23 protein-coding genes are annotated in these 21,657 nt (G+C 31.8%); 1 reads left to right on the top strand and 22 read right to left on the bottom strand.

The features are described 5' to 3' along the window. Positions 1–107: 107 nt before the first annotated feature. The 11 genes from rimO to wecB form a co-directional block, all read right to left on the bottom strand. On the bottom strand, positions 108–1,409 hold the full coding sequence (gene rimO, locus M2373_RS15675; RefSeq protein ID WP_259111990.1) for a 30S ribosomal protein S12 methylthiotransferase RimO: 1,302 nt from the start codon (positions 1,407–1,409) through the stop codon (positions 108–110). A 95-nt stretch (positions 1,410–1,504) separates the two neighbouring features. Next, positions 1,505–2,050 carry a dTDP-4-dehydrorhamnose 3,5-epimerase gene (gene rfbC / locus M2373_RS15670; protein ID WP_259111989.1) on the bottom strand — a complete coding sequence of 182 codons (546 nt, stop codon included), beginning with the start codon at positions 2,048–2,050 and terminating at the stop codon, positions 1,505–1,507. Between the two features lie 34 nt (positions 2,051–2,084). Next, a complete protein-coding gene (locus tag M2373_RS15665) occupies positions 2,085–2,654 on the bottom strand; it encodes a sugar transferase (RefSeq protein ID WP_259111988.1) in 570 nt (189 codons plus the stop codon). 11 nt (positions 2,655–2,665) lie between these two features. Beyond that, positions 2,666–3,802, bottom strand: a complete 1,137-nt coding sequence (locus tag M2373_RS15660) for an aminotransferase class I/II-fold pyridoxal phosphate-dependent enzyme (protein WP_259111987.1) — start codon at positions 3,800–3,802, stop codon at positions 2,666–2,668. A 35-nt stretch (positions 3,803–3,837) separates the two neighbouring features. Continuing rightward, positions 3,838–4,479 carry an HAD family hydrolase gene (locus M2373_RS15655; protein WP_259111986.1) on the bottom strand — a complete coding sequence of 214 codons (642 nt, stop codon included), beginning with the start codon at positions 4,477–4,479 and terminating at the stop codon, positions 3,838–3,840. Further along, a complete protein-coding gene (locus M2373_RS15650; protein WP_259111985.1) occupies positions 4,469–5,437 on the bottom strand; it encodes an ATP-grasp domain-containing protein in 969 nt (322 codons plus the stop codon). Before M2373_RS15650 ends, M2373_RS15655 begins: the two co-directional genes overlap by 11 nt. A gap of 72 nt (positions 5,438–5,509) precedes the next feature. Then, the gene (locus tag M2373_RS15645) at positions 5,510–6,184 is read right to left on the bottom strand and encodes a PIG-L deacetylase family protein (RefSeq protein WP_259111984.1); all 675 of its coding nucleotides are present in this window, start codon (positions 6,182–6,184) and stop codon (positions 5,510–5,512) included. Beyond that, the gene (locus M2373_RS15640) at positions 6,177–7,142 is read right to left on the bottom strand and encodes a methionyl-tRNA formyltransferase (RefSeq protein ID WP_259111983.1); all 966 of its coding nucleotides are present in this window, start codon (positions 7,140–7,142) and stop codon (positions 6,177–6,179) included. Before M2373_RS15640 ends, M2373_RS15645 begins: the two co-directional genes overlap by 8 nt. Further along, on the bottom strand, positions 7,135–7,719 hold the full coding sequence (locus M2373_RS15635; protein ID WP_259111982.1) for a sugar transferase: 585 nt from the start codon (positions 7,717–7,719) through the stop codon (positions 7,135–7,137). The genes M2373_RS15640 and M2373_RS15635 overlap by 8 nt, the downstream gene beginning before the upstream one ends. Positions 7,720–7,812: 93 nt before the next feature. Next, a complete protein-coding gene (locus tag M2373_RS15630) occupies positions 7,813–9,024 on the bottom strand; it encodes a glycosyltransferase family 4 protein (RefSeq protein WP_259111981.1) in 1,212 nt (403 codons plus the stop codon). Between the two features lie 4 nt (positions 9,025–9,028). Then, positions 9,029–10,165 (bottom strand): non-hydrolyzing UDP-N-acetylglucosamine 2-epimerase, encoded by a 1,137-nt coding sequence (wecB, locus tag M2373_RS15625; RefSeq protein ID WP_259111980.1) that lies wholly within the window; start codon positions 10,163–10,165, stop codon positions 9,029–9,031. A 67-nt stretch (positions 10,166–10,232) separates the two neighbouring features. Between wecB and M2373_RS15620 the strand changes: the two genes are divergently transcribed. Then, on the top strand, positions 10,233–11,381 hold the full coding sequence (locus M2373_RS15620) for a glycoside hydrolase family 55 protein (protein ID WP_259111979.1): 1,149 nt from the start codon (positions 10,233–10,235) through the stop codon (positions 11,379–11,381). Here the strand turns inward: M2373_RS15620 and M2373_RS15615 are convergent. Genes M2373_RS15615 through M2373_RS15565 form a run of 11 tightly spaced genes read right to left on the bottom strand, consistent with a single transcriptional unit; the run spans position 11,378 to position 21,557 of the window. After that, positions 11,378–12,496: an NAD-dependent epimerase/dehydratase family protein gene (locus tag M2373_RS15615; RefSeq protein WP_259111978.1), complete on the bottom strand. Its 1,119-nt coding sequence runs from the start codon at positions 12,494–12,496 to the stop codon at positions 11,378–11,380. The two genes, M2373_RS15620 and M2373_RS15615, sit on opposite strands and share 4 nt — an antisense overlap. After that, positions 12,496–12,921 (bottom strand): WxcM-like domain-containing protein, encoded by a 426-nt coding sequence (locus tag M2373_RS15610; RefSeq protein ID WP_259111977.1) that lies wholly within the window; start codon positions 12,919–12,921, stop codon positions 12,496–12,498. The genes M2373_RS15615 and M2373_RS15610 overlap by 1 nt, the downstream gene beginning before the upstream one ends. An 8-nt stretch (positions 12,922–12,929) precedes the next feature. Then, positions 12,930–13,964, bottom strand: a complete 1,035-nt coding sequence (locus M2373_RS15605; protein ID WP_259111976.1) for a polysaccharide biosynthesis protein — start codon at positions 13,962–13,964, stop codon at positions 12,930–12,932. 7 nt (positions 13,965–13,971) lie between these two features. Further along, entirely contained in the window at positions 13,972–14,730 is a 759-nt protein-coding gene (locus tag M2373_RS15600; RefSeq protein ID WP_259111975.1) for an AglZ/HisF2 family acetamidino modification protein, read from the bottom strand. A gap of 5 nt (positions 14,731–14,735) precedes the next feature. Next, complete coding sequence (hisH, locus tag M2373_RS15595) at positions 14,736–15,350, bottom strand: imidazole glycerol phosphate synthase subunit HisH (protein ID WP_259111974.1); 615 nt, start codon at positions 15,348–15,350, stop codon at positions 14,736–14,738. After that, a complete protein-coding gene (locus tag M2373_RS15590) occupies positions 15,347–16,483 on the bottom strand; it encodes an N-acetyl sugar amidotransferase (RefSeq protein ID WP_259111973.1) in 1,137 nt (378 codons plus the stop codon). Before M2373_RS15590 ends, hisH begins: the two co-directional genes overlap by 4 nt. A 40-nt stretch (positions 16,484–16,523) precedes the next feature. After that, complete coding sequence (locus M2373_RS15585) at positions 16,524–17,276, bottom strand: glycosyltransferase (RefSeq protein ID WP_259111972.1); 753 nt, start codon at positions 17,274–17,276, stop codon at positions 16,524–16,526. 17 nt (positions 17,277–17,293) lie between these two features. Next, a complete protein-coding gene (locus tag M2373_RS15580; protein WP_259111971.1) occupies positions 17,294–18,112 on the bottom strand; it encodes a glycosyltransferase in 819 nt (272 codons plus the stop codon). Positions 18,113–18,116: 4 nt separating this feature from the next. Beyond that, positions 18,117–19,181: an EpsG family protein gene (locus M2373_RS15575; protein WP_259111970.1), complete on the bottom strand. Its 1,065-nt coding sequence runs from the start codon at positions 19,179–19,181 to the stop codon at positions 18,117–18,119. Positions 19,182–19,218: 37 nt separating this feature from the next. Then, on the bottom strand, positions 19,219–20,280 hold the full coding sequence (locus M2373_RS15570) for a glycosyltransferase family 4 protein (RefSeq protein WP_259111969.1): 1,062 nt from the start codon (positions 20,278–20,280) through the stop codon (positions 19,219–19,221). Positions 20,281–20,285: 5 nt separating this feature from the next. Continuing rightward, positions 20,286–21,557: an O-antigen translocase gene (locus M2373_RS15565; RefSeq protein WP_259111968.1), complete on the bottom strand. Its 1,272-nt coding sequence runs from the start codon at positions 21,555–21,557 to the stop codon at positions 20,286–20,288. Between the last annotated feature and the right edge of the window lie 100 nt (positions 21,558–21,657).

The raw sequence follows: 21,657 nt of genomic DNA, 5'->3' as shown, positions 1-21,657 counted from the left end.
TAAAAATAAAATATTACATAAAAGACGTTAATTTTTGTTAATATGTTGTTGATTTCAATCGATCTGTCAATATGCTTATAAAATTTAAAAGATTAAGAATCTGTGTATTAAATTAATTCACCATATAGGTCAAACTCTTCTGTAGAAGTGATTTTAACATTTGCAAATTCGCCTATTGAGATATAAGTATTATCAGCAGGGACTAATACTGTATTATCGACATCCGGAGAATCATATTCTGTTCTTCCGATAAAGTAATTTCCTTCTTTTCTGTCAAAAACACATTTAAAAGTCTTACCAATTTTTTCCTGATTTTTCTCCCATGATATTTGTGACTGAAGTTCCATGATTTCTTCTACTCTTGCCTCTTTTACTTCCTGCGGGATATCATCCTCCAATACATGAGCTGTTGTATTTTCTTCATGAGAATAGGTAAAACATCCTAACCTGTCAAATTTCTGCTCTCTTACCCAGTCTTTCAATTCCTGGAATCTTTCTTCAGTTTCTCCAGGGTATCCAACGATTAATGTCGTTCTGATTGCCATATCCGGAACTTTTTCTCTGAATTTAGCCAGAAGAGCATCTGTTTTCTCATGGGTAGTTCCTCTCTTCATCGATTTCAGTAAGTCTGAATTGATGTGCTGAAGAGGAATATCAATATAATTACATACTTTAGGTTCTTCACGGATAATATCCAGAACATCTTCCGGGAAGCCGCTTGGGAAAGCATAATGAAGACGAATCCATTCGATACCTTCCACCTTTACCAATTCTTTCAGCAGATCTCCCAGAGCACGTCTTTTGTAAAGATCCAATCCGTAGTAGGTTAAATCCTGAGCAATTAAAATCAATTCTTTAGTTCCTTTTTTCGCCAGCTTCTGAGCTTCCAACACCAATTTTTCAATAGGTGTAGAAACGTGACCACCTCTCATTAAAGGAATTGCACAAAAAGAACATGGTCTGTCGCAACCTTCAGAAATTTTTAAATAAGCATAATGCTTAGGAGTCGTTGTTAATCTCTCCCCTACCAGCTCATGCTTGTAGTCTGCACCCAAGTGCTTCAATAATATCGGAAGATCTCTGGTTCCGAAATATTGATCAACATCAGGAATTTCTCGGATCAAATCCGGCTTATATCTTTCAGAAAGACAACCTGTAACAAAAACTTTTTCTACTTCACCTCTGTTTTTCGCTTCTACATAGTCCAGAATCGTATTGATAGACTCTTCTTTAGCGTTATCAATAAATCCGCAAGTATTGATGACAACAATATCTCCTTTGTCTTCATGAACCACTTCTTTACCATTAGCTTTAAGCTGACTCATTAAAACTTCAGAATCATACACATTCTTGGAACATCCAAGCGTTACAACATTGATTTTCTTTTTACCTACAGATTTTGTGCGCATCTTTTTGATTTTGAGTGTGCAAAGATACAAAATATTAAAGTGTCTGTATTAAAAAAATAAAAACCACTTAATAAAGTGGTTTTCAATATACTATTTTAAAAGTTTTTTTCTTTAAAACCAGGAGCGGTTTTATCTTTTTCTGAAAGAACGGCATCCTGCTGATCAATCTTCCAGTCGATATTAAGATCCGAATCATTGAATCTTACACTTCCTTCAGATTCTTTATTGTAAAAGTTATCACATTTATATGCAAAAACTGCATGGTCACTTAATACTGAAAAACCGTGTCCAAAACCGCGAGGTACGTATAACTGAAGTTTATTTTCTGCCGTAAGCTCAATTCCAAACCACTGTCCGAATGTCGGAGATTCTTCTCTTAAATCAACCGCTACGTCCCAAACTTTCCCTTCCAGGCATGAAACCAATTTTGCCTGAGCATGCTCACCTTTTTGTAAATGTAAACCTCTCAAAACACCATAAGATGATTTTGAAATATTATCCTGAACGAAATGACCATTCAAACCGGTTAATTCCTCAAATTTCTTTTCATTAAATTTTTCAAAAAAATAACCTCTGTCATCTTCGAAAATCGTTGGTTCAATAATATAACAGTCTTTTAATGGGGTTTCTTTTATTTTCATAATGTATTAAATACCGTTTATAAGGTTTGCAAATTTACTTTATTATTTTGAAAAATGTTTTCCATAAAATTCTTATATCTTCTTTAAAAGACATATTTTCCAGATAATTCAAATTCATTTTTACTTTATCCGGAAATATCACTTCATCATTATATGTGAGGGGATCTTTCTGGGATTTAAGTAAAAAGTCTTCATTACTGTATTTAATGCTCGCTTCGGAAGTCAATCCGGGTTTTAGCTGCAAAACCCTTCTATCATTACCTGCCAGCCTGTCATAATATCCTTCAATATCAGGACGCGGACCGACAAAGCTCATATCGCCTTTTATGATATTCAATAATTGGGGAAGCTCATCCAATTTATATTTTCTGAGCACCAATCCTATCGAAGAGCTTTTTTCTTTTTGGGGATCAATTGTTTTTAATTTATAAATGATAAAAAGCCTTCCGTTCTGTCCTACTCTTTTCTGACAGAAAATACCATTGGATCTGGTATCAAGACTTGTTATGATAAATAACAGAATTAATAAAGGTAATAAAGGAACGATTAAAAAGATTGATAATAAACAATCAAAAATAACTTTCCAAAACCTATAGTAATTCATCAGATAAAATATTAACCTTTAAAAAACTTAGTGATTACATTTTCGATCCTCAGTCTTTCTTCGTCTGTAAGATTAGATCCTGACGGCAAACATAAACCGTCATCAAATAATTTCTCAGAAACATTTGTTCCGTAATAAGGAGCGCCTGAAAAAACAGGTTGCAGATGCATTGGTTTCCACAATGGTCTCGATTCTATATTATCTTCCAAAAATGCCAATCTTAAATCTTCTCTTGTCTTTCCGGTAATTTCAGGATTTACAATGATTGCGGAAAGCCAGTGATTCGAATAAAAATTTGAATTGGGTTCAGAGAAAACTTCTACCCCATCGATATCTTTAAACAGATTAACATAGAAATCATGCATCGCTCTCCTTGCTTCCACACGGTCTTTTAAAACCTCCATCTGCCCTCTTCCGATACCGGCAACAATATTACTCATTCTATAATTGAATCCGATATGAGAATGCTGATAATGAGGAGCATTGTCTCGAGCCTGAGTAGATAAAAAAACGATTTTGTCTTTATCTTCTTTGGTATGGCTTACCAAAGCACCACCTCCCGAAGTGGTAATAATTTTATTACCGTTAAAGCTTAAAATACCAAAACGTCCGAATGTTCCACAAGCCTGTCCTTTATAGGTAGACCCCAGAGCTTCTGCAGCATCTTCAATAATGGTTATTCTGTATTCATTGGCTATAGCTACAATTTCGTCCATTTTCGCAGGCATACCATAAAGATGAACGACAATAATAGCTTTAGGTTTTTTACCTTTAAGCATTCTATTTTCAATAGCTTCTCGTAAAGCTTTTGGGCAAATATTCCAAGTTTCAGCCTCACTGTCAATAAAAACAGGCATAGCACCACAATAAGCTATCGGATTGGCAGAAGCTGAAAACGTCATTGACTGACAGATCACCTCATCGCCATGCTGAACACCGGATTCTATTAACGCCAGGTGAATGGCGGCTGTTCCTGCTGATAAAGCAGCAACCTGAACCTCTTTCCCTAAAAATTTTTCTAAGTCTTCCTCAAAACCGTTAACATTGGGTCCTAATGGAGCCACCCAGTTTTCATTAAAAGCTTCGTTGATATATTTTTGTTCGTTTCCGCCCATATGTGGGGAGGATAACCAGATTTTTTGTGACATTTGTTTATTTTTTTTAATAAAACTAAAGCTTTGACTTAGTTTATATATTTAATTATATCCTTGATATTATCTACAATAAAATGCGGCTTATGCTCTTCAGACCAATCAAAATCCTGTTTATGAATATTTCTTCCCGCATCTTTAAGGGCAATAGTTACCCAGCCCAGATTGTTTGGTGCTATAAAATCTTTTTTTGTATTATCACCAATATAAAAATATTCCAGATTTTCATCATCCATAAATATTTTAAAATTCTTAACATCAGGTTTTGTACTCCCAAACTCTTCCGAAATAATAATTTTCTCAAAAATATCTTCAATATTCAGAGCTTTTAATTTATTTCTTTGCGTAACAGACCTTCCATCTGATATTAATCCGATTTTATATGAATTTCTCTTCAGATAATCTAAAGTATCTTTTACATCTTCTGCCATCTTGATGGTAGGAAAATGATTCCGGTAAATATTCAGTAAGTCGATTTTGGCATGTGAATATTTTTTTTCCAACATTCCAAAAACATCCTGTTTCTGATAATACCAATGAATCATCTCTTCATACAGCTGATTATTATTACTTTTATCCAACAAAGAAGCTATTTCATAATATGCAGATTCCAGATATTCAATTTCATACATCAGAGTATCATCAAGATCAAATATAATATATTTAGCCTTCATAATCACGCACTAAAATTTCATCGTCATAACGCAGCATTAATAAATTATTCTCCCATCCGTCGAAATAAGAAATCGTATCGTTCAGTATATATTCTTTTAAAATCCATCCAGGATAATTGGCTCCGGCAAGATAACTTAAAGGATATCCTCCGCCAAATCTTGGATTTATTTCGATTCCGATAATTCTTTTATCTATGGGATGAAAGAAAAACTGCATGGTAAGGCAACCTACCGCACCTTCAATAAAGGACAGATTATTTTTAACATAGTTTTCAATCTCATTTTTTTGAGTGACTCCTTTGTTTACTTCTCCCGCTCTTACGAAAATACGTTTTCTGGGAACCACACATTTCAACTCCCCGTTTCTATCATAATAAGTATCCACCGTATATTCCTCATAAACATCATGATCAATATATTCCATAAACATCAGTTTAGGATTTTGAAAATGATAATCTTTAAGTTCTGATGCCTCTCTTATCAGGAAAGTGTCTTTACTTAGTGATCCGTCGTAAGGTTTTATAAATAATGGAAATGTGATATTCTGCTTATCGATATCTTTGGGAATATCTATATTTTTTTCTTTGAAAAATTCATTAATAATACGTTTATCTCTACATTTTTGAATAAAATTCTCGGACGAGATAATGGGAATAATTCCATTTTCAAGAAAGATTTCTTTATTTTTAGTTAAAACAAGAAGTTCCGTATCTATTGTTGGAATAATGATTTTGATATTCCAATTTTTGCAGATATCTAATAAATTAGAAATATAATCCGGATCCGTAACTCTGTTAATTTGCTTATAACCATCAGAAATATGACAGGCCGGAGCTAGAACAGGATTAAGATCCACTGTAAAAACCTTTCCATTTTCATCAATCTTTTTTATTTCTTTCTGAAATGCTCTAACCAAAGAAACTCTCTGTCCTGCAGACGTTATAAGTATATTATTCATCTTTTATTATTAATAAAAACTGTATTTATCTTTCTTATTTACTAAGGCTTTTTACCTCCTTGCGAATACATTTTACAATACCAGCTGTCTTTCAACGACAAATGCTTCGGCTCTTGCTACTCCGACAGTAGCTCCTCTGTACATTGCCAAAGCCTCAAATGCTTCTATAGAACGAGAGTGCGGAAATTTTTTAATCTGTGATTCAAAAAACTTCATGGCTTCCAGTTTTTTTGAAAAAACATCGGAAACATCTACAAAATGATTGGGTACAAAAGCCTTTTCCTGCATTGGCGTCCATTCTGTTTCAGAAAGAGTTTCATAGCAGTATATATTGGATATTTTTTCTTCACCTTGTGGTCTTGCCGCAACCAGACATGCTCTGTATATAGCTTTATGGTCCTGATGAATATCTCCCGGATGTGGAAGATATAAATGAGTAGGTTTTATTTTTTGGAATATTTTAGAAATCTCCAATGATATTTTAAATTCGGGAAACGCATTCAGTCCGGGTGCAGGAAACTCACAAAAGACAGTCTCTTTCACACCTAAAAACTGATGGGCAGCCACTGCTTCAGCCCTGGTGCTTTTAGCCTGATCTGCTGAATAAAGCTCAGGAGCTCCAACAGAAGCATTGGTTGCAACGACCACGGTAACTTCATCACCGTTTTTAATATGTCTGGCAATTGTTGCTCCGCATCCAATGATTTCATCATCCGGATGTGGTGCTACTACTACTACTCTATTCACTTTGTATTTTTTTTAAAATTGTTTTTATTTTATAAATTTCGTCTTCAATATTATAACCGAGTTTGTCTCCTATGTTTACTGAAATACTTAAACCGTTTTTATAAGCATATTCTTCAATCCATAGAAGTCCGTCTCCAGTTTGAATAAGAAATTCTCCATTATCATTTTTCAATAAAATTCTGCCAATAACCCCTTTGAACTGAATTTCTTTTTCTACCCTACAAGACCAGATAAGTAATTTTTCATCTTTATAATAAGTGTAGGCTCCAGGGTGTGGTCTGGATGCTGCTTTTACAAGACGGTTAATATACTCGGCATTGTCATTCCAGTTAATTAATCCGTCTTCTTCTTTTCTTATCCCGTAATAAGATGCCATGTGTTCACATTGAGGAACAGGATTCCAAAGTCCTTTTTTTAATTCTGGTAACCATTGATCTAAAGCAATATCAATATGTTGCATAATTTTCCCTTCAACAATTCCGGCATCATCATTTTCCTCAACTTTAAATATTGACTGTACAAAAACAGGCCCGTCATCAGCCCCTTTTCCCATGAGAAAGAAGGAAGCCGAGCCATAAGACTGTTCCAGAGTAATCCATGCTAAAGGAGCTCTTCCTCTGCCTAGCGGAAGTTTTGTTGGGTGAAAACCTATACATCCTAATTTTGAGACTGAAAACCATTCTTCATGTACTAACTGTGAAAAACCTACCGCAAAAATAATATCCGGTTTTTTGTCGATAGCCCATGAAAGATTTTCCTGATCATTAATTTTAGTAAAACCTTTATAATTGATATTATATGATGATGATAAAGCAGATAAATCCGCCCATCCTGAGACTTTATCCCTATCTTTTGGTTCATGTCCAAGGACTCCAACGACCAGCAAATTATGCTCAACCAGTTTTTTAATAATCTGTGCAGTTGAACTTACGGCTCCTATTACTAATATTCTATACATCCGGGCTTTTTAAATATTTATCTTCTCCGTAAAAGAGTATTAAAAAAGTTTTAAGTATTATTTTAACATCAAGTGGAAAGCTTTGATTCTCCACATACTCTCTGTCATATTTCCATCTTTGTTCCCAGGTTAAATGAATATTTCCATTTACCTGAGAAAGCCCTGTTAAACCAGGAACAACTTCAATACGTTTTTTTCCGTCTTCATTAAATTCTGCTAATTGTCTCGGCAAACAAGGGCGAGGTCCAACCAAAGACATATCTCCTTTAAAAACATTAATAATCTGCGGAAGCTCGTCTATTTTGAAGCGTCTCAGATAGTATCCTACTTTTGTAACCTCAACATCGTTTTTCAAAATCTCTCTGTCAGCAACCCGCTCTTTATCATACATCGTTCTTATCTTATATATTTTAAAGACTTTGCCCTTATATCCTAATCTTTCCTGGAAGAAAAAAAAGTTACCTGAACTGTCTGTTTTCACGAGAATATAAATAATGATAAATAAAGGAAGTAAAAATATAATAACTGACAGAGCTACAACGATATCTAAAAACCTTTTTATAAATGCTTTATACATCGTTTATTTTAATTTAAAAAGATTAAAAAATGATTTTTTATCTGTTTGCATTTGTTCTGATTGTATTTAAAATTATAAATTTTGCTTTAGTTACTACGAAATAGATTCTATTATTTTTTCATAAGAACCAGATACCTGAAAATCCCTTTCCAAAAAGGTGAAACTTTTTTGTCTCATTTCTTCAAATATAGTATTATCCATTTCTGCCAATTGATCAACAGCTTTTATCATTTCACCAATATTACCAGACTCAACGGCAAATCCACAACCATTTGCAACAATATCTGAGCCAATATCTGTATTGTTATCAGTCGCAGCCAATACCGGCATCTTAAATTCCAAATATGATAAAAGCCTTGAAGGATAATTAGGAATTTTAAAGTCTTTATGCAGGAAAATTAATCCCACATCACAGGCCTGAACCAGCTGATCATACTCTTTTTTGGGTAATGCTGAGAGGAATAATACATTTTCAGGCTGATTTATATCCATCCACGATTTTATTTTGCCATATTCAGTACCTGATCCTACCACAATAAAAAATACTTTGGTATCATTTTTTTTAGCATCTAAAGTTTCTATCAAAAAATCGATGCCTTGAGGTTTTCCTAAATTACCTCCATAAATGAAGATCATTTTATCAACAGGAATATTATACTTAGCTTTAATTTTAGATTTTTCTTCATGAGACAACTCTTTAAAAAGTTGTATTTCAATAGAATTTGGATTAATTTCAGTTTTATCTTCTGAAATATATGAATTATGATCTAAAACAAAATCTACATTGGCTTTAGACATACACCCAATTTTATCGGAAATGGTATAGAGCTCTTTTTCCTTATTCCTAAAATATTTGTAAAGAACACCTTTATCTGACATCAGTTGCATATCTACAGCATTTTGCGGAAAAATATCTTTAAGCAACAGATATGTTTTAGCATGATCTCTTTTTTTAATATACTTAATGAGATTAGTAAAAGTAATGGGTGGCGTAGAATAAATAATCAAATCAAATTTTACGTCAGAAAAATATTTCTTCACTGCTCTTAAGAATAATTTTTCTATTGTAAGTGTTGAAATTCCCTTTTCAATAAAATTTGTTTTCTGAATATTAAGCGTCTTTACATTTAAAAACCGGGTATTTTCTTCTGTTTTTATACTCGTTTTGACTTTTTCTCTTCTTTCCGATGGTGATACAATGTAGAGGTGATGACCATGCCTGGAGAATTCACGCATAAGATCATGATAAATACCTCTTTGCTGTAAAGTATCTATTTTAACTAAAGTAAGAAATAATACATTCATTCTCTTATTTCTTACTCCAAACTACTCGGTTAACATAATCAGTATAGCTCAGAATAATTCTGACCATTTTTTCAGACACATTTGGCATAGAATAATCTGCAACAGGTCTGTAATTTCTTTCAGCCCCTACTTTTTGTTGCTGAAGCTGAGTTAAGCCCTGCAAAATTCTTTCAGGTGATAAACCAACCATCATTACTGATGCTTCCTCCATTGCTTCCGGTCTTTCGTGAGCATCTCTGATATTTAAGGCTCTAAAATTGAGTATAGAAGATTCTTCAGAAATAGTTCCCGAATCCGATAGAACCGCATAACTTCTCATTTGAAGTGCATTATAATCGTGAAAGCCAAGAGGTTTCAGAAACTGAATTTCAGGTCTCACCTCAACGTTCATTTTATCGATCATATTTCTCGTTCTCGGGTGTGTAGAGACAATAATCGGATAGCCAAATTTCTCAGCAATCGCGTTAAGGCTTTCTATTAATCCTTTAAAATTTTTATCAGAATTAATATTTTCCTCTCTATGAGACGAAACAACGAAATACTTTCTCTCTTCAAGGTTTAGTCTTGCTAAAACATCCGAACTTTCAATTTGAGGAAGATAATGATTCAGAACCTCAAACATCGGAGAACCCGTTTTAATAATTCTGTCAGCAGGAAGACCTTCCCTTAATAAATATTCGCGTGCAATATCAGAATACGTTAAATTTATATCGGAAGTGTGATCTACAATTTTTCTGTTGGTTTCTTCAGGAACTCTTTGATCAAAACATCTGTTTCCGGCTTCCATATGGAAAATCGGAATCTGTCTTTTCTTTGCCGGTATTGCACAAAGGCAAGAATTGGTATCTCCCAGAACAAGAAAAGCATCAGGCTTTACTTCTTCCAAAAGAGGATCTATTTTAATTAAAATATTTCCTACTGTTTCTGTGGCTGTTTTCCCAGCTGCTTCTAAAAAAAAATCAGGTTTACGAAGACCTAAGTCTTCAAAGAAAATCTGATTAAGTTCATAATCATAATTTTGCCCTGTATGAACAATAATATGCTCAATAGCTTCAGAATTATCTAAAGCAGACAAGACTCTTGAAAGTCTAATAATCTCTGGTCGCGTTCCTACGACTGTCATTACTTTTAGTTTCTCCATTGTATTTTTTTGCCGTTACAAAGATAATTTTTTATTATATTTAAACTCACGATTGACAAAAAAAAGTATGAAAGGCTATTCAACAATTTTATTTTTAATAATAAGTATTTTCACTTATTCTCAAAATATAGATATTAAAACTTATGGTGCGAAAGGTGACGGTATATCTGATGATACAAGAGCCTTTACCAATGCTGTAAATGACATCAAAGCAAAGTACAGTGCCAAGAAAAAGCATGTAAACCTTTACCTGCCATCCGGTACTTATTTAATTTCTAAACCTATCGTTTTGAATAAATATATAAGTATAACCGGAGAGTTTGTCAACAGTACAATTATCAAAGTAAAGGAAGCCAATTCTGAAGCTCTTATTTTGGAAAAAAACTATGATGAAAGTATAATTTATAATGGATATAATTATATAAAGAATATTACTTTTTTAGGACCCAATAGTGATATTCCAAATATGTTTTTGCCCCAAAACATTAAGTCCAGTATAATCAACAGCACAGGCTTAAAAATTTATGGACTAAGAACACGTATCGAAGATATACAGGTAGAAGGGTTTTCAAATAATGGAATTGAGATTCTCTCCGCTTATTATACTTTTTTAAATAATTGTTTTATCCGCAATAATGGGACTGGAATATTGATTGACAAAGAATCTACCAGTGTCTACCTTACCAAAAGTGAGGTAAGACAAAATTCCATAGGAATTTATATTACCGGAAGATCATTTGCCAATTTTATTAATGATAATATGATTGAAAATAATCTTGCCGGTTATCTGGCTGAAGACAAAACTTCACAACTATACAACTTAAAGAGTAATGGCAGAGCTATCGTTATCGATGGAGCATCAAACAATATTATAACAAGCAATTATTTTGAACAGCACTATGTCAGCATTGCAGTCAAAGATTCATTCAATAATTTGATCAATAATAATTTTTTTGCAGTAACTGGAGAAACTGTTAATAATGAAAAAAACCAAACATTATATCAGTTGATGGGCAGCTCTATTAATAATATATTTGAAAAAAATGTTGCGATCAATTCTATGGAAAGTGTAAATCCTAATAAAGTAAAGTTAGGAACTGATTTAGATTATTCAAGAAATACCATTGATACAGGAGCAGAAGGTAATGCAAAATTAAAAGAGGAACTTCTGAAAAATAGAAATTCCTCTTTTAAATCACCAAAGATTCCTAATTAGACTTCAACAAAATAAGTGTCTGAATCCTCGGGATTAAATGGTTCATTGATCCAAAAAATTGTATAAAGCTCTTCTTCTCCTATATTTTTAATATTATGTGTATACCAAATTGGCATATCTACATAGGCTGGCTCATTGCCATCCAGATAAAAATCAAGAACTTCATCTGTATCGATTTTTCTTAGTTGTATTAATGCTTTTCCCTTAATAACAGCAAACCGCTCTATTTTTCTTGTGTGAAAGTGATTTCCTCTTGTGATTCCCGGTACTGTCGTTGAAAAAGAACACTGCCCTCCAATTCCAAGTCTTATCACTTCAACAAAAGCCCCTCTTGGATCTGTATGTTGTGTAAACTTTACGGGATAGTGATTTTTAATATCAAAATAGCAGCGGAAAGTATTAAAAAGATTTAAGTCAAATTTTGTTTCCAAAACCGGAATTTCGCCATTCTCGAAATATAATTTCTTATAGTTTTCCAATTTTTGGAGAACTTCAGAGACTTTATTTGTAGAAGTAGGGGCTACTTCATATAATTTTTTTGATTCGCCACTTTCAATTTCCTTAATCATTTCCTGTACAAGCTCGCCTACATAAATTAATTTCACTTCGCCATCCTGATCAATCGATGGTACTTCTCCATGAGTCAATTTATGGCAAAAGGTCGCTATGAAAGAATTATAATTAGGTTTTCCAAAAGGTCCGAAAACATTTGGAATCACCATACCTGTAAATTTTCCGCCCTTTTTTTCTGCCCATTCAGCTAAAAGCTCTCTACCTTCTTTTTTGGATTTCCCATAAAGGTTATCTTTTTCCTCCTGAGAAGATGATGAGAATATAACATGAGCTTCAGAATTCGTATTTTCTAAAGCCTGAGTCAGCTTTTTGACAAGATCAATATTATTGTTATAAATAACTTCAGGATCCGGATTTCTATTCATAGCAGCAAGATGTACTATAACATCACACTGCTGAACAAATCCATTTAGCTTATCCTGATCATCAAAGAATTCTCTTTCGAAACTAATCCTTTCAAATTTTTCAGGATGTAAAGCTAACGTATTATATAAATGTGAACCGACAAATCCATTTTGACCGGTAATACCAATTTTTTTCATTATTTTAATTTTTCAAAATAATCTATCGGGAAACGATAAACATCCACAATTTCCCCTAAAGAATAATCGGCCATGACAAGAAGCTTTGAACCTTTTTCGATGGCCTGAATTGCAGTCACATATCCTTTCGGAATGTGAATAATATTTAATGTATCAGAACTTAATTTAAATTCTAAAATCTCTGATTTTTTTGACGGGGCTTCCCAGTTATCAATTTTTATAAGTTTTATATTGAAGCTTCCTTGGATTGCAGAAAACCATCTTTGCTCGATTTGATGGCCTGTCCAGCCCCTTACAAATTCAATATTCGTATTCTCTATATAATAAATTCTTTTAATGGCTGATGCATCAAACTCATTATTAAAAAAAAGATTTCCTCTTTCATCAGAATACTTTCCTCCTTTGATTATTTTAGGAATTTCCATGAGATTTTTTAATCCGGATATTGCAGAATATCTTCTCCTAAAACTTCTTTTCTGATCAGTGGAAGTTTCATTAAAAGCTTTTTCATTCCTTCAACATCCTGCTGCTCCGTATTGTGAGAATGATAGTCTTCGATTTTTGATATATCTTCAGTTCCTTCAGAGAAATATTGCGCATAATTCAGATCTCTGTTATCTGCGGGGATTCTATAGAAGTCTCCCATATCCTCAGCTTTGATCATTTCTTCACGGGTACAAAGTGTTTCATATAACTTTTCACCATGTCTGGTCCCAATAATTTTTATCGGATTATCTGCTTTAAACATTTCTTTGAGTGCCTGAGCCAAATCTCCAATTGTTCCTGCCGGAGCCTTATTTACGAAAAGATCTCCAGGATTTCCATGTTCAAAAGCAAATAATACCAAATCTACAGCTTCTTCCAATGACATCAGGAAACGCGTCATATTAGGATCCGTAATTGTAATATCTCCACCTTCTTTAATTTGCTTTGTAAATAACGGAATAACAGAACCTCTGGAAGCCATCACATTTCCATAACGGGTAAGACAGACTACTGTTTCCTCCAGATTTCTGGAAGCTGCAACAGCTACCTTTTCCATCATAGCCTTAGAAATCCCCATTGCATTAATAGGATAAGCAGCTTTATCTGTACTTAAACAGATTACTTTTTTAACTTTATTTTGTGCGGCAGCATCAATAACATTTTGTGTCCCTTCCACATTGGTTTTTACAGCTTGCATCGGAAAAAATTCACAAGAAGGAACCTGTTTCAATGCAGCGGCATGGAAAACATAATCCACTCCTCTCATTGCAGGCTCAACACTTTTATAATCCCTCACATCACCAATATAGAACTTCAGTTTATCGTTTTTAAACTGGTTTCTCATATCATCCTGCTTTTTCTCATCACGAGAAAAAATACGAATTTCTTTAAAATGTTCTGTATTGATAAACTTTCTCAAAACAGCAGTTCCGAAAGAACCTGTTCCACCTGTAATAAGTAGTGTTTTATTTTTTATTTGCATAATAATTTTAGTAAAGAGTATTTTTTAATTCATAATCTGGATAATTGATGAGAACAGCATTATATTTCCCTTTAAATACAAAAAGGCTACCAGCGGCTGCACCAATGATACCAAAATGTTCAATTAATTTTTTTATATCGTTTAAAGAACCGGCACCACCTACTACTGTCACCGGGATGGATAGCTTTTCAGTTATTTTCTCAATAAGATTAAAATCATATCCTTTGCCTGTTCCATCTAAATCTATATTGTTTATTATTATTTCACCAACGCCTCTTTTTTCTAAATCCGAAACCAGCGAAAAAATATTTTCTGTAATTACTTTTTTTCCGTTATTAATATAAATTTCATAACCTCCAAAAATTTTCTTTTTGACATCCAAGACCGCTACAACACTTTGAACACCTACTTTATCTGCTATAGATTCAATAATATCAGGTTGTGTAAAAATCACGCTGCTAATGGCTATCTTTTCAATTCCGAGATTAAATATCTTCTGGGCCTGTTCTGCATTTTTTATGCCACCTCCATAGCAAATCGGCATTCTCGATTGGGCTGCAATATTGGCGATAAGGTCATAATTGGGTTGATAATTTTGTGTTGTGGCACCTATATCAAATATACAAAGTTCATCAACTTTTTTTTCATTAAAGATTTTAACCGTATTTATAGGATCTCCAATATATCGAGGATCTTTAAATTTTTTAGTTTTTACCAAACCTTCATTTTCCAATAACAAGCTAACTATAATTCTGGGTCTCAACATAATAATTATAATTTAGCGAAATTCTTTAAAAATAGTTCACCTGCTTCATGGCTTTTTTCCGGATGACATTGAATCCCCAGAATATTATCTCTGCCGATAACACTGGCCAATTTTTCTCCATAATTGGTAACTCCCAAACAGTTCTCAGGATTTTGAAGTTTATAATAGTAAGAATGCAGAAAATAAAAAAGCTGTTTGTCATTCATCTTATCAAAAATAGGATGATGTATTGTTGGTTCTACATCGTTCCATCCCATATGTGGTAATTTGGACCTGTGATGAACATTTTCTACATTTATTTTTTTCACATGTCCCTTAATCCATCCTAAACCATCTAATGTCCCTTCATCACTAGATTCCGCCATAAGCTGCATTCCCACACATATTCCCAATACATGCTTTTTCTCTTCCAATACCAATTCATTGAGTCGGTCTTTCATACCTGAATCGGCAAGCCTTTGCATTGCATAATCAAAAGAACCTACCCCGGGCAGAATTATTTTGTCTACATTATTTAAATCATCAACATTTACAGCAATATTAACGGGTATATCAAATCTTTTATAAATATTTACAAAAGCATTTATATTTCCTATTCCATAGTTTATAATTGTAATCATCTAAATAATCTTCTTTCCAGGCCTAAAATACGGGTAATATGAATTCCCATTCCTATTAAGGCACGTTTAGACTTAAAATCTTTATATGTTTTATTTTTTCCTTTAAATATTGTCCATAACTCCTCTACTTTAAATCCCATTTTCTGAGCTACAAATTCAAATTCATTTTTTAAAGTAAGTTCGTCCAATTCAGGTTCTGAAATTCTCTCCAACGCTTCATCTCTAGACATCTGTCCTGTTAAAATCAAGCTTGAGAAGTGCGCGCGTCTTTTATGAAAACCGAATTTTTTAGGAAGCCAGAAATCTTCATAAAATCTGGTAAATCGTGATTCGTGATGCTTATGCTTAAATGGCTTCCAGTCAAATTTCTGATTAAGCATTTTTTCCACATCTTTTTTGACATACGGAACATAATTTAAGGGATGAACGACTTTCATTCCTAAAATATATTTATAATAAATTTTATACACTAAAATATCTATTATTGGAAATGTTTTAAGTTTATTATTACCAAATTTTTTATAAATATCATTGAGTAAAACTTTATCAATTCCCGGATATGCACCCCATTCTTCAGGTTCTCTGCAGCATTCGGTACTGTAATTAGCACCTGTCAAAATATATTTAATTTTATTTTTTTTTGCGAATTTATACAAACTCGAAAAAAAAGCAGTATCCTGGGGGAAATCTAAATCCGGAACCTGAGCATAAAAGAATGACCGTTGCAGATCTTTCATTTCTTCCCAGTTTATAACATCTGTATAAAGCTCTAAATTTAATCCATTAATTAGTTTTTCTATATTGCTGGTAGCCTGATGCGAATTCCAACCTGCATCTACATGATATAATAAGGGATTAAGTCCCATCACTTCCTTTGCTACATATACCGCATAAGAACTATCCAAACCTCCACTAATTCCTATAATACAATCAAAATCTTTATTTGAAGAACTATTTTTTATTTTCTCAGCAATTTTGCTTAATTCTTCTTCTTTACCGATTCCATAATTCCAATCCGGAAGAATACTATTCATAAAATTAGTATAATAATCACTTTCTCCGGCATCATTAAAAGTAATCCTGGGATCGGAAGTATCCATTATAGTTTTTGTACAAATTTGATAATTTCTCATTTATGTTTGCGTTCTGTCTTAATAATATTGGGGTCTGAAATTAGGTTTTAAATATATCAAAATATTTAGTTCTTTTTCTAAGTTCAAGGTATGATTTTATAAAAACCAGTCTGGATTTTATTTTTTTTGAAAGAGGACGTTTTGAAGGAGTGGCATTTGCATTATGTATTCTATGCAGAATACTGTTTTCTTCAATATGTAAATTTGATTTTAAAATATTGGCAGCCATTCCTATCCATAAATCATGGGCTTCTACATACTCAGGAAAAGGAAGTATTATTTTTAAGAATTCTCTTTTGAATCCCATTGCACAACCAAAGTAAGGTATATTGCCTTTAAATATTCTTATTATATTTTCAGAATATTTTGCAGACTCGTTTTGATATAGCTTATATTTTTCATCATTATTGGTATTATAATCATTATCAAAACAAGTAAAACTTGATGAGACTAACTGCACATTTTGCTTCTCAAAATACTCTTTAAAAATCTTGATTTTATTCGGCATCCAAAGATCATCCTGGTCGCTTAGAAATATTAATTCATTTTTAGACAAATCTATTGCTCTCTCAAATGATTTAACATGTCCCATATTTTTTTCGTTATGAAAAATTTTTATCCTAGAATCCTTAAATGCTTCAATAATTTCAATAGTCTTATCCTTAGAGAAATCATTTACTACAATAATTTCATCATTATCATTTAATTGATTAAGAATAGAAATCAGTTGTCCTTCTATATACTTATCTCCGTTGTAAACTGCCATGCATATCGATACGCCCGTGTTTTTCATCTTCTTGTCATGTATAGTTATGATCTCAATCTAATTTTTAGAAACTCCAAACTTTTATGTCGTAAAGTAAGACTCAACAATCTTGGTAAATCAACATAGAAAAACATCTTTAATTGTTTATTGGTAGAGTTTGCATATGTTTTAAGATCTTTTATAAATAATTTATATCTGAAAACATCCTGTTTTTTAGTATTATCTAAAAAAGAAAAATTTTGATTAATTATTATAGGTATTATTTTCATTTTCAGATCAAACTTAGATAGTCTTTCAATAAACTCATGATCACAAAAGTCTAATCTTAAAGCGGAATTATACCCTTTATTCATAAAAAATATTTCATTTTTAATCATCATGCCCGTATTGATACAGGAATTTCCTTTAAGCACTAATTCATCCGTATTTAAATTTTCATACAAAACGGATCTAAAATTAATATAACGGCTTGGTGATACCAGCCTGTTATTAGCATGAATCTGTGGTACACATAAAGAATAATCCTTTAATGAATAGTTTTTATATACTTCATAAAAATTATCCGGCAGTTCCGTATCCTGATCCAGGAATGTAATATAATTATAGTCATTCTGTCTGGCATATTCAGCGATTGTATTGTATGCACAAGAGATCCCCGGATTTCTTTTATCATTTGTGTATTCAAGCTTAATATCCTGAAAAGTGGGTGTCGTTAAATCCCAGTCTTCAATATCTGTATTATCGAAAATAAAAATATGAATTTTATCGTCTCCTTTATCTTTCTTAAATGAATGATAAAGTGACTTAAAAGATTTACATTCCCAAAATCTTTCTCTGTATGTAACTATTCCAAATAAAATCATCGTGTTAAAGCCAAGTTTTATATGGTTTAAAAATGTCTGATATTTCTACGGTATAATAAAGCTGAAATATACAAATAATGATAATAGCTGCATATCCCCAAATTTTAAATTTGGGATCTAATGTTTTTATCATTAATGGATATAAAAGTATCTGTATTACACTTAAAAGTTCAAAAGATCGTAAAGAAAACGTAACGGCTGATAAACTTAAAGCAAAGAAAAAGATTAATGAAATAACATGTATTTTAAATAATGTATCAAAGTATAAGTCATCTTTAATATACTTCTTATAATGATATGCAAAATATAAAAAGAAAAACAGAGAGAAAATAATTCTGAAATTAAATAAGTTAACTTTACCCTCATCGAGCCAACTCATAATCTCCAGATATACTGCTACCTTAGGAAATATTAAATCAAGTCTTAACAGCGTTACAATATCCAGATTCAGAACCAAAAGTATAAAAGCAACCCCCAGACCTATATAATAATACTTAATATTGGGAATAAACTTCACCAAAACAAAAACAATAATAAAAAATACACTACTCGAATGGAATATAAAGCATAAGGCTATTTTTAAGAAAAACAGCCAGTATTTCTTTTCAATCATATCCGGTATGGCGAGTAAAAATATTCCCGCAGCTACTCCTGCCCTTATGGTAGTCATTTCCTGTATAAAAAACAGGTTCGTAAGATAAATTAGAATTGATAATACATAATAATTTGCATATTTTGATATGGAGATCATTTTAGTCGTTACTCCTAAAAATGCAAAAGTCAAAAAGGAGAAATTAATGATAGATTCTTTGCTGTAAAAAAAAAATCTAGAAAATGCTGTTACAAAGTAGAGACAGCTTTCAAATGTGTACAGTTCTTTGTATTCAGCAAAAGTATTAGGAATGAAATCAAATACATCTTTATATAAAGGATAGTCGCTGTCAATATCTACTCTCGTCCCTGCAAAAATAGTTAAAACAGCTATAATGATAGATGTCTTAATCTTTCTATCAATTGGTAATATACCTAAGACTGTTATAAATATAAATAATAAATAATAGATTTCCATTTTTTAATCCCTGTCAGTTTTAGTAATAATAATTTTATTACTCTTTGAAATATTTAAGCATTTTTTTCGCTATATATTCCCAATCAAATTCTTTAATATTCATATAGCCGGTTTCTACTTTTTTTATCCTATCTGGATCACCAAGTAAATTTTCAACTTCTTTAAAAATTGCATATGCATCTTTTATCGGTACAATCCATGAATTACTTTTATTGGAAGGATAATAACCGGTCGTAATTACTGGTGTTTTGCAGGCCATTGCTTCAATAACAGGATAATGTATTGCATCAAGCTGAACTGTTCCTGCACTAATATAAACATGTAACGAATTATAATAATCCGCCAATTCAATATCTCCCTGAAGCGTCACCACAGTAATTCCATCTATATCTTCCAGATGTTTTTCACCAAAAGCCACATGCAATTCTATTTTTTCACCATATACTTTTCTTAATTCTTTAAATGCATCTATAATATATGAAGTACCTTTATATGCCTCAATTCTTCCTATGGTACCTAATATTATCTTCGAATCATTTTTATCCTTAGACAATGGTTTAAAAACATTAAGATCTAAACCAGGGAAAACAACCCGATGAGTTTTTATCCCTTTATAATCCATATACATAGAAGCATTAACAATAATATTTAGTCCTAGCTTATACGATTTTTCACTCGCTCTCTTAAGTATAAAATTTTTTAAATTTTTATGGTAAAAATACTCTGGTTCATAAGCCTGAACGTAATAAAACTTCTTTGCTTTTATTATTGATTTTTTTACAGGATCAGCTGTAAAGGAATGATTCGCAAGAACAATATCTGCTTCAAGTTTATCAAGCGCTTTTTTAAGGGCTTTATTTAAAATAAAAAATTCTAAAACAGATTTTGGTTTTATATTTTTCTTTTCACTTGTAACATTTCCTGAATTATCATAATACAATATGTCTGCATCAGTAGGGAAATAAGGATCTTCGCCATTATTATGAGACAAAAATGTTACTTCATTTCCTTTTTTAATCCAAAAATTAGCAAGTTGTGATAACACTCGATAGCCACCAGATTTTCCAAAAGAGCCAATTAAAGGAATTATTATTTTCATAATCTTTAAAATAATTTTTTTCTAAATATTAAAATCATCAATACAAAATAAACAAAATAAGTAATACAATACGATTCTGTCGCACCTATCATGCCATCCCTATTTATAAAATAGTAAGATAACAATATTAATAATCCGGAAAAAAATATTTCGGTGAAAATAAATAATTTGGTCATAGATTTTGCAACCATTATAAAAGCAAGTAGCCAGCTTAAAATTTTAAAAAAGTCTCCTAACAATTGCCATTTAAATAAATCTTTCATAGGATAAAATTCCTTAGTAAAAAGAATATTTATAACAAAATCTTTTAAAAAGTAAATAGTTAATAATGTTATGAATACTAAAGGAGCCATAACTTTATAAGTCTTAAAAATTTCTTTTCGTAGTAAACTATTATTATTTATTTCAGATAGTCTTGGCAAATAATATACACTAAAAGAAGTAGTTACAAACATCAAATACATTGCAGAAATCTTATTAATTCCTTCCCAAAAACCTGCATCTTTTATAGAATAATTCTGGATAATATATCCTCTAATTAACAACTGAGCTATAGGAACTGTCATAGCGCTTACAAAAGCCATTAAAGTGTAAGAAAAAAATTTCTTTACGATTTGCTTGTCCAGCGGAGCTATTAATTTTTTTGAAAACCATTCCTTTCTAATTAAAAAGAATAATGTGATAAAAAGTATAAATCCCTGAGAAGTAACAACCGCTATTAAAGCCCCATCCAAATGATAAATACTAACTAAAAGTATTGTAAATAAAAGACTGACAATATTTGTGATAATACTAATAATCACAAATATTTTGAATTCTTTAAAACCGTTTAAAATGGACAAAAAAAAGTTGTTTAATGATGATAATATTAAACTTATTCCAAAGAAAACAAATAGATAATAATATCTATCTTCAAATAAAATCCACTTACTAAGGTATTTACAAAAAATAATTGATATTAATCCTGATATTACAGAAAAAAAAGTAGTTATCTTAAAACCATTGCTAAGATACTTTTGTAGCTCACTTTTATTTTCTTTATGTTCTGAAACATACTTAACAACTCCATTATTAATTCCACCCGCACCAATTGTTGTAAAAATTGTTGTAAAATTCTGTAATTGTCCTACCAAGGCTACTCCCGCAGGACCAATAATACTAGCAACAACCTTAACTGCTACATAACTAGATATTATTTTTATTAATGTAGAAATACTTGTATAAGAAAATACTTTTACAAGATCGTTAGATAAAAGTTTAAGCAGTTTTTTAAACATTATACTTATTTATGATCTCAATTATCTTATTCACCTCTTCATCGCTCATCACCGGAGAAATAGGAAGACTTAATACTTCCTGATGAATTTTCTCACTGAT

The organism is Chryseobacterium sp. JUb7 (genome assembly GCF_024806495.1).
Classification (GTDB): Bacteria; Bacteroidota; Bacteroidia; order Flavobacteriales; family Weeksellaceae; genus Chryseobacterium.
Note: the sequence above shows the minus strand (reverse complement) of the source record. Positions and strands in the feature narration are given on the sequence as shown.

Coding starts and splice junctions, on each gene's coding strand:
- rimO (WP_259111990.1), bottom strand. CDS start 1,409: ATGCGCACAAAATCTGTAGGTAAAAAGAAAATCAATGTTGTAACGCTT.
- rfbC (WP_259111989.1), bottom strand. CDS start 2,050: ATGAAAATAAAAGAAACCCCATTAAAAGACTGTTATATTATTGAACCA.
- M2373_RS15665 (WP_259111988.1), bottom strand. CDS start 2,654: ATGAATTACTATAGGTTTTGGAAAGTTATTTTTGATTGTTTATTATCA.
- M2373_RS15660 (WP_259111987.1), bottom strand. CDS start 3,802: ATGTCACAAAAAATCTGGTTATCCTCCCCACATATGGGCGGAAACGAA.
- M2373_RS15655 (WP_259111986.1), bottom strand. CDS start 4,479: ATGAAGGCTAAATATATTATATTTGATCTTGATGATACTCTGATGTAT.
- M2373_RS15650 (WP_259111985.1), bottom strand. CDS start 5,437: ATGAATAATATACTTATAACGTCTGCAGGACAGAGAGTTTCTTTGGTT.
- M2373_RS15640 (WP_259111983.1), bottom strand. CDS start 7,142: ATGTATAGAATATTAGTAATAGGAGCCGTAAGTTCAACTGCACAGATT.
- M2373_RS15635 (WP_259111982.1), bottom strand. CDS start 7,719: ATGTATAAAGCATTTATAAAAAGGTTTTTAGATATCGTTGTAGCTCTG.
- M2373_RS15630 (WP_259111981.1), bottom strand. CDS start 9,024: ATGAATGTATTATTTCTTACTTTAGTTAAAATAGATACTTTACAGCAA.
- wecB (WP_259111980.1), bottom strand. CDS start 10,165: ATGGAGAAACTAAAAGTAATGACAGTCGTAGGAACGCGACCAGAGATT.
- M2373_RS15620 (WP_259111979.1), top strand. CDS start 10,233: ATGAAAGGCTATTCAACAATTTTATTTTTAATAATAAGTATTTTCACT.
- M2373_RS15615 (WP_259111978.1), bottom strand. CDS start 12,496: ATGAAAAAAATTGGTATTACCGGTCAAAATGGATTTGTCGGTTCACAT.
- M2373_RS15610 (WP_259111977.1), bottom strand. CDS start 12,921: ATGGAAATTCCTAAAATAATCAAAGGAGGAAAGTATTCTGATGAAAGA.
- M2373_RS15605 (WP_259111976.1), bottom strand. CDS start 13,964: ATGCAAATAAAAAATAAAACACTACTTATTACAGGTGGAACAGGTTCT.
- M2373_RS15600 (WP_259111975.1), bottom strand. CDS start 14,730: ATGTTGAGACCCAGAATTATAGTTAGCTTGTTATTGGAAAATGAAGGT.
- hisH (WP_259111974.1), bottom strand. CDS start 15,350: ATGATTACAATTATAAACTATGGAATAGGAAATATAAATGCTTTTGTA.
- M2373_RS15590 (WP_259111973.1), bottom strand. CDS start 16,483: ATGAGAAATTATCAAATTTGTACAAAAACTATAATGGATACTTCCGAT.
- M2373_RS15585 (WP_259111972.1), bottom strand. CDS start 17,276: ATGAAAAACACGGGCGTATCGATATGCATGGCAGTTTACAACGGAGAT.
- M2373_RS15580 (WP_259111971.1), bottom strand. CDS start 18,112: ATGATTTTATTTGGAATAGTTACATACAGAGAAAGATTTTGGGAATGT.
- M2373_RS15575 (WP_259111970.1), bottom strand. CDS start 19,181: ATGGAAATCTATTATTTATTATTTATATTTATAACAGTCTTAGGTATA.
- M2373_RS15570 (WP_259111969.1), bottom strand. CDS start 20,280: ATGAAAATAATAATTCCTTTAATTGGCTCTTTTGGAAAATCTGGTGGC.
- M2373_RS15565 (WP_259111968.1), bottom strand. CDS start 21,557: ATGTTTAAAAAACTGCTTAAACTTTTATCTAACGATCTTGTAAAAGTA.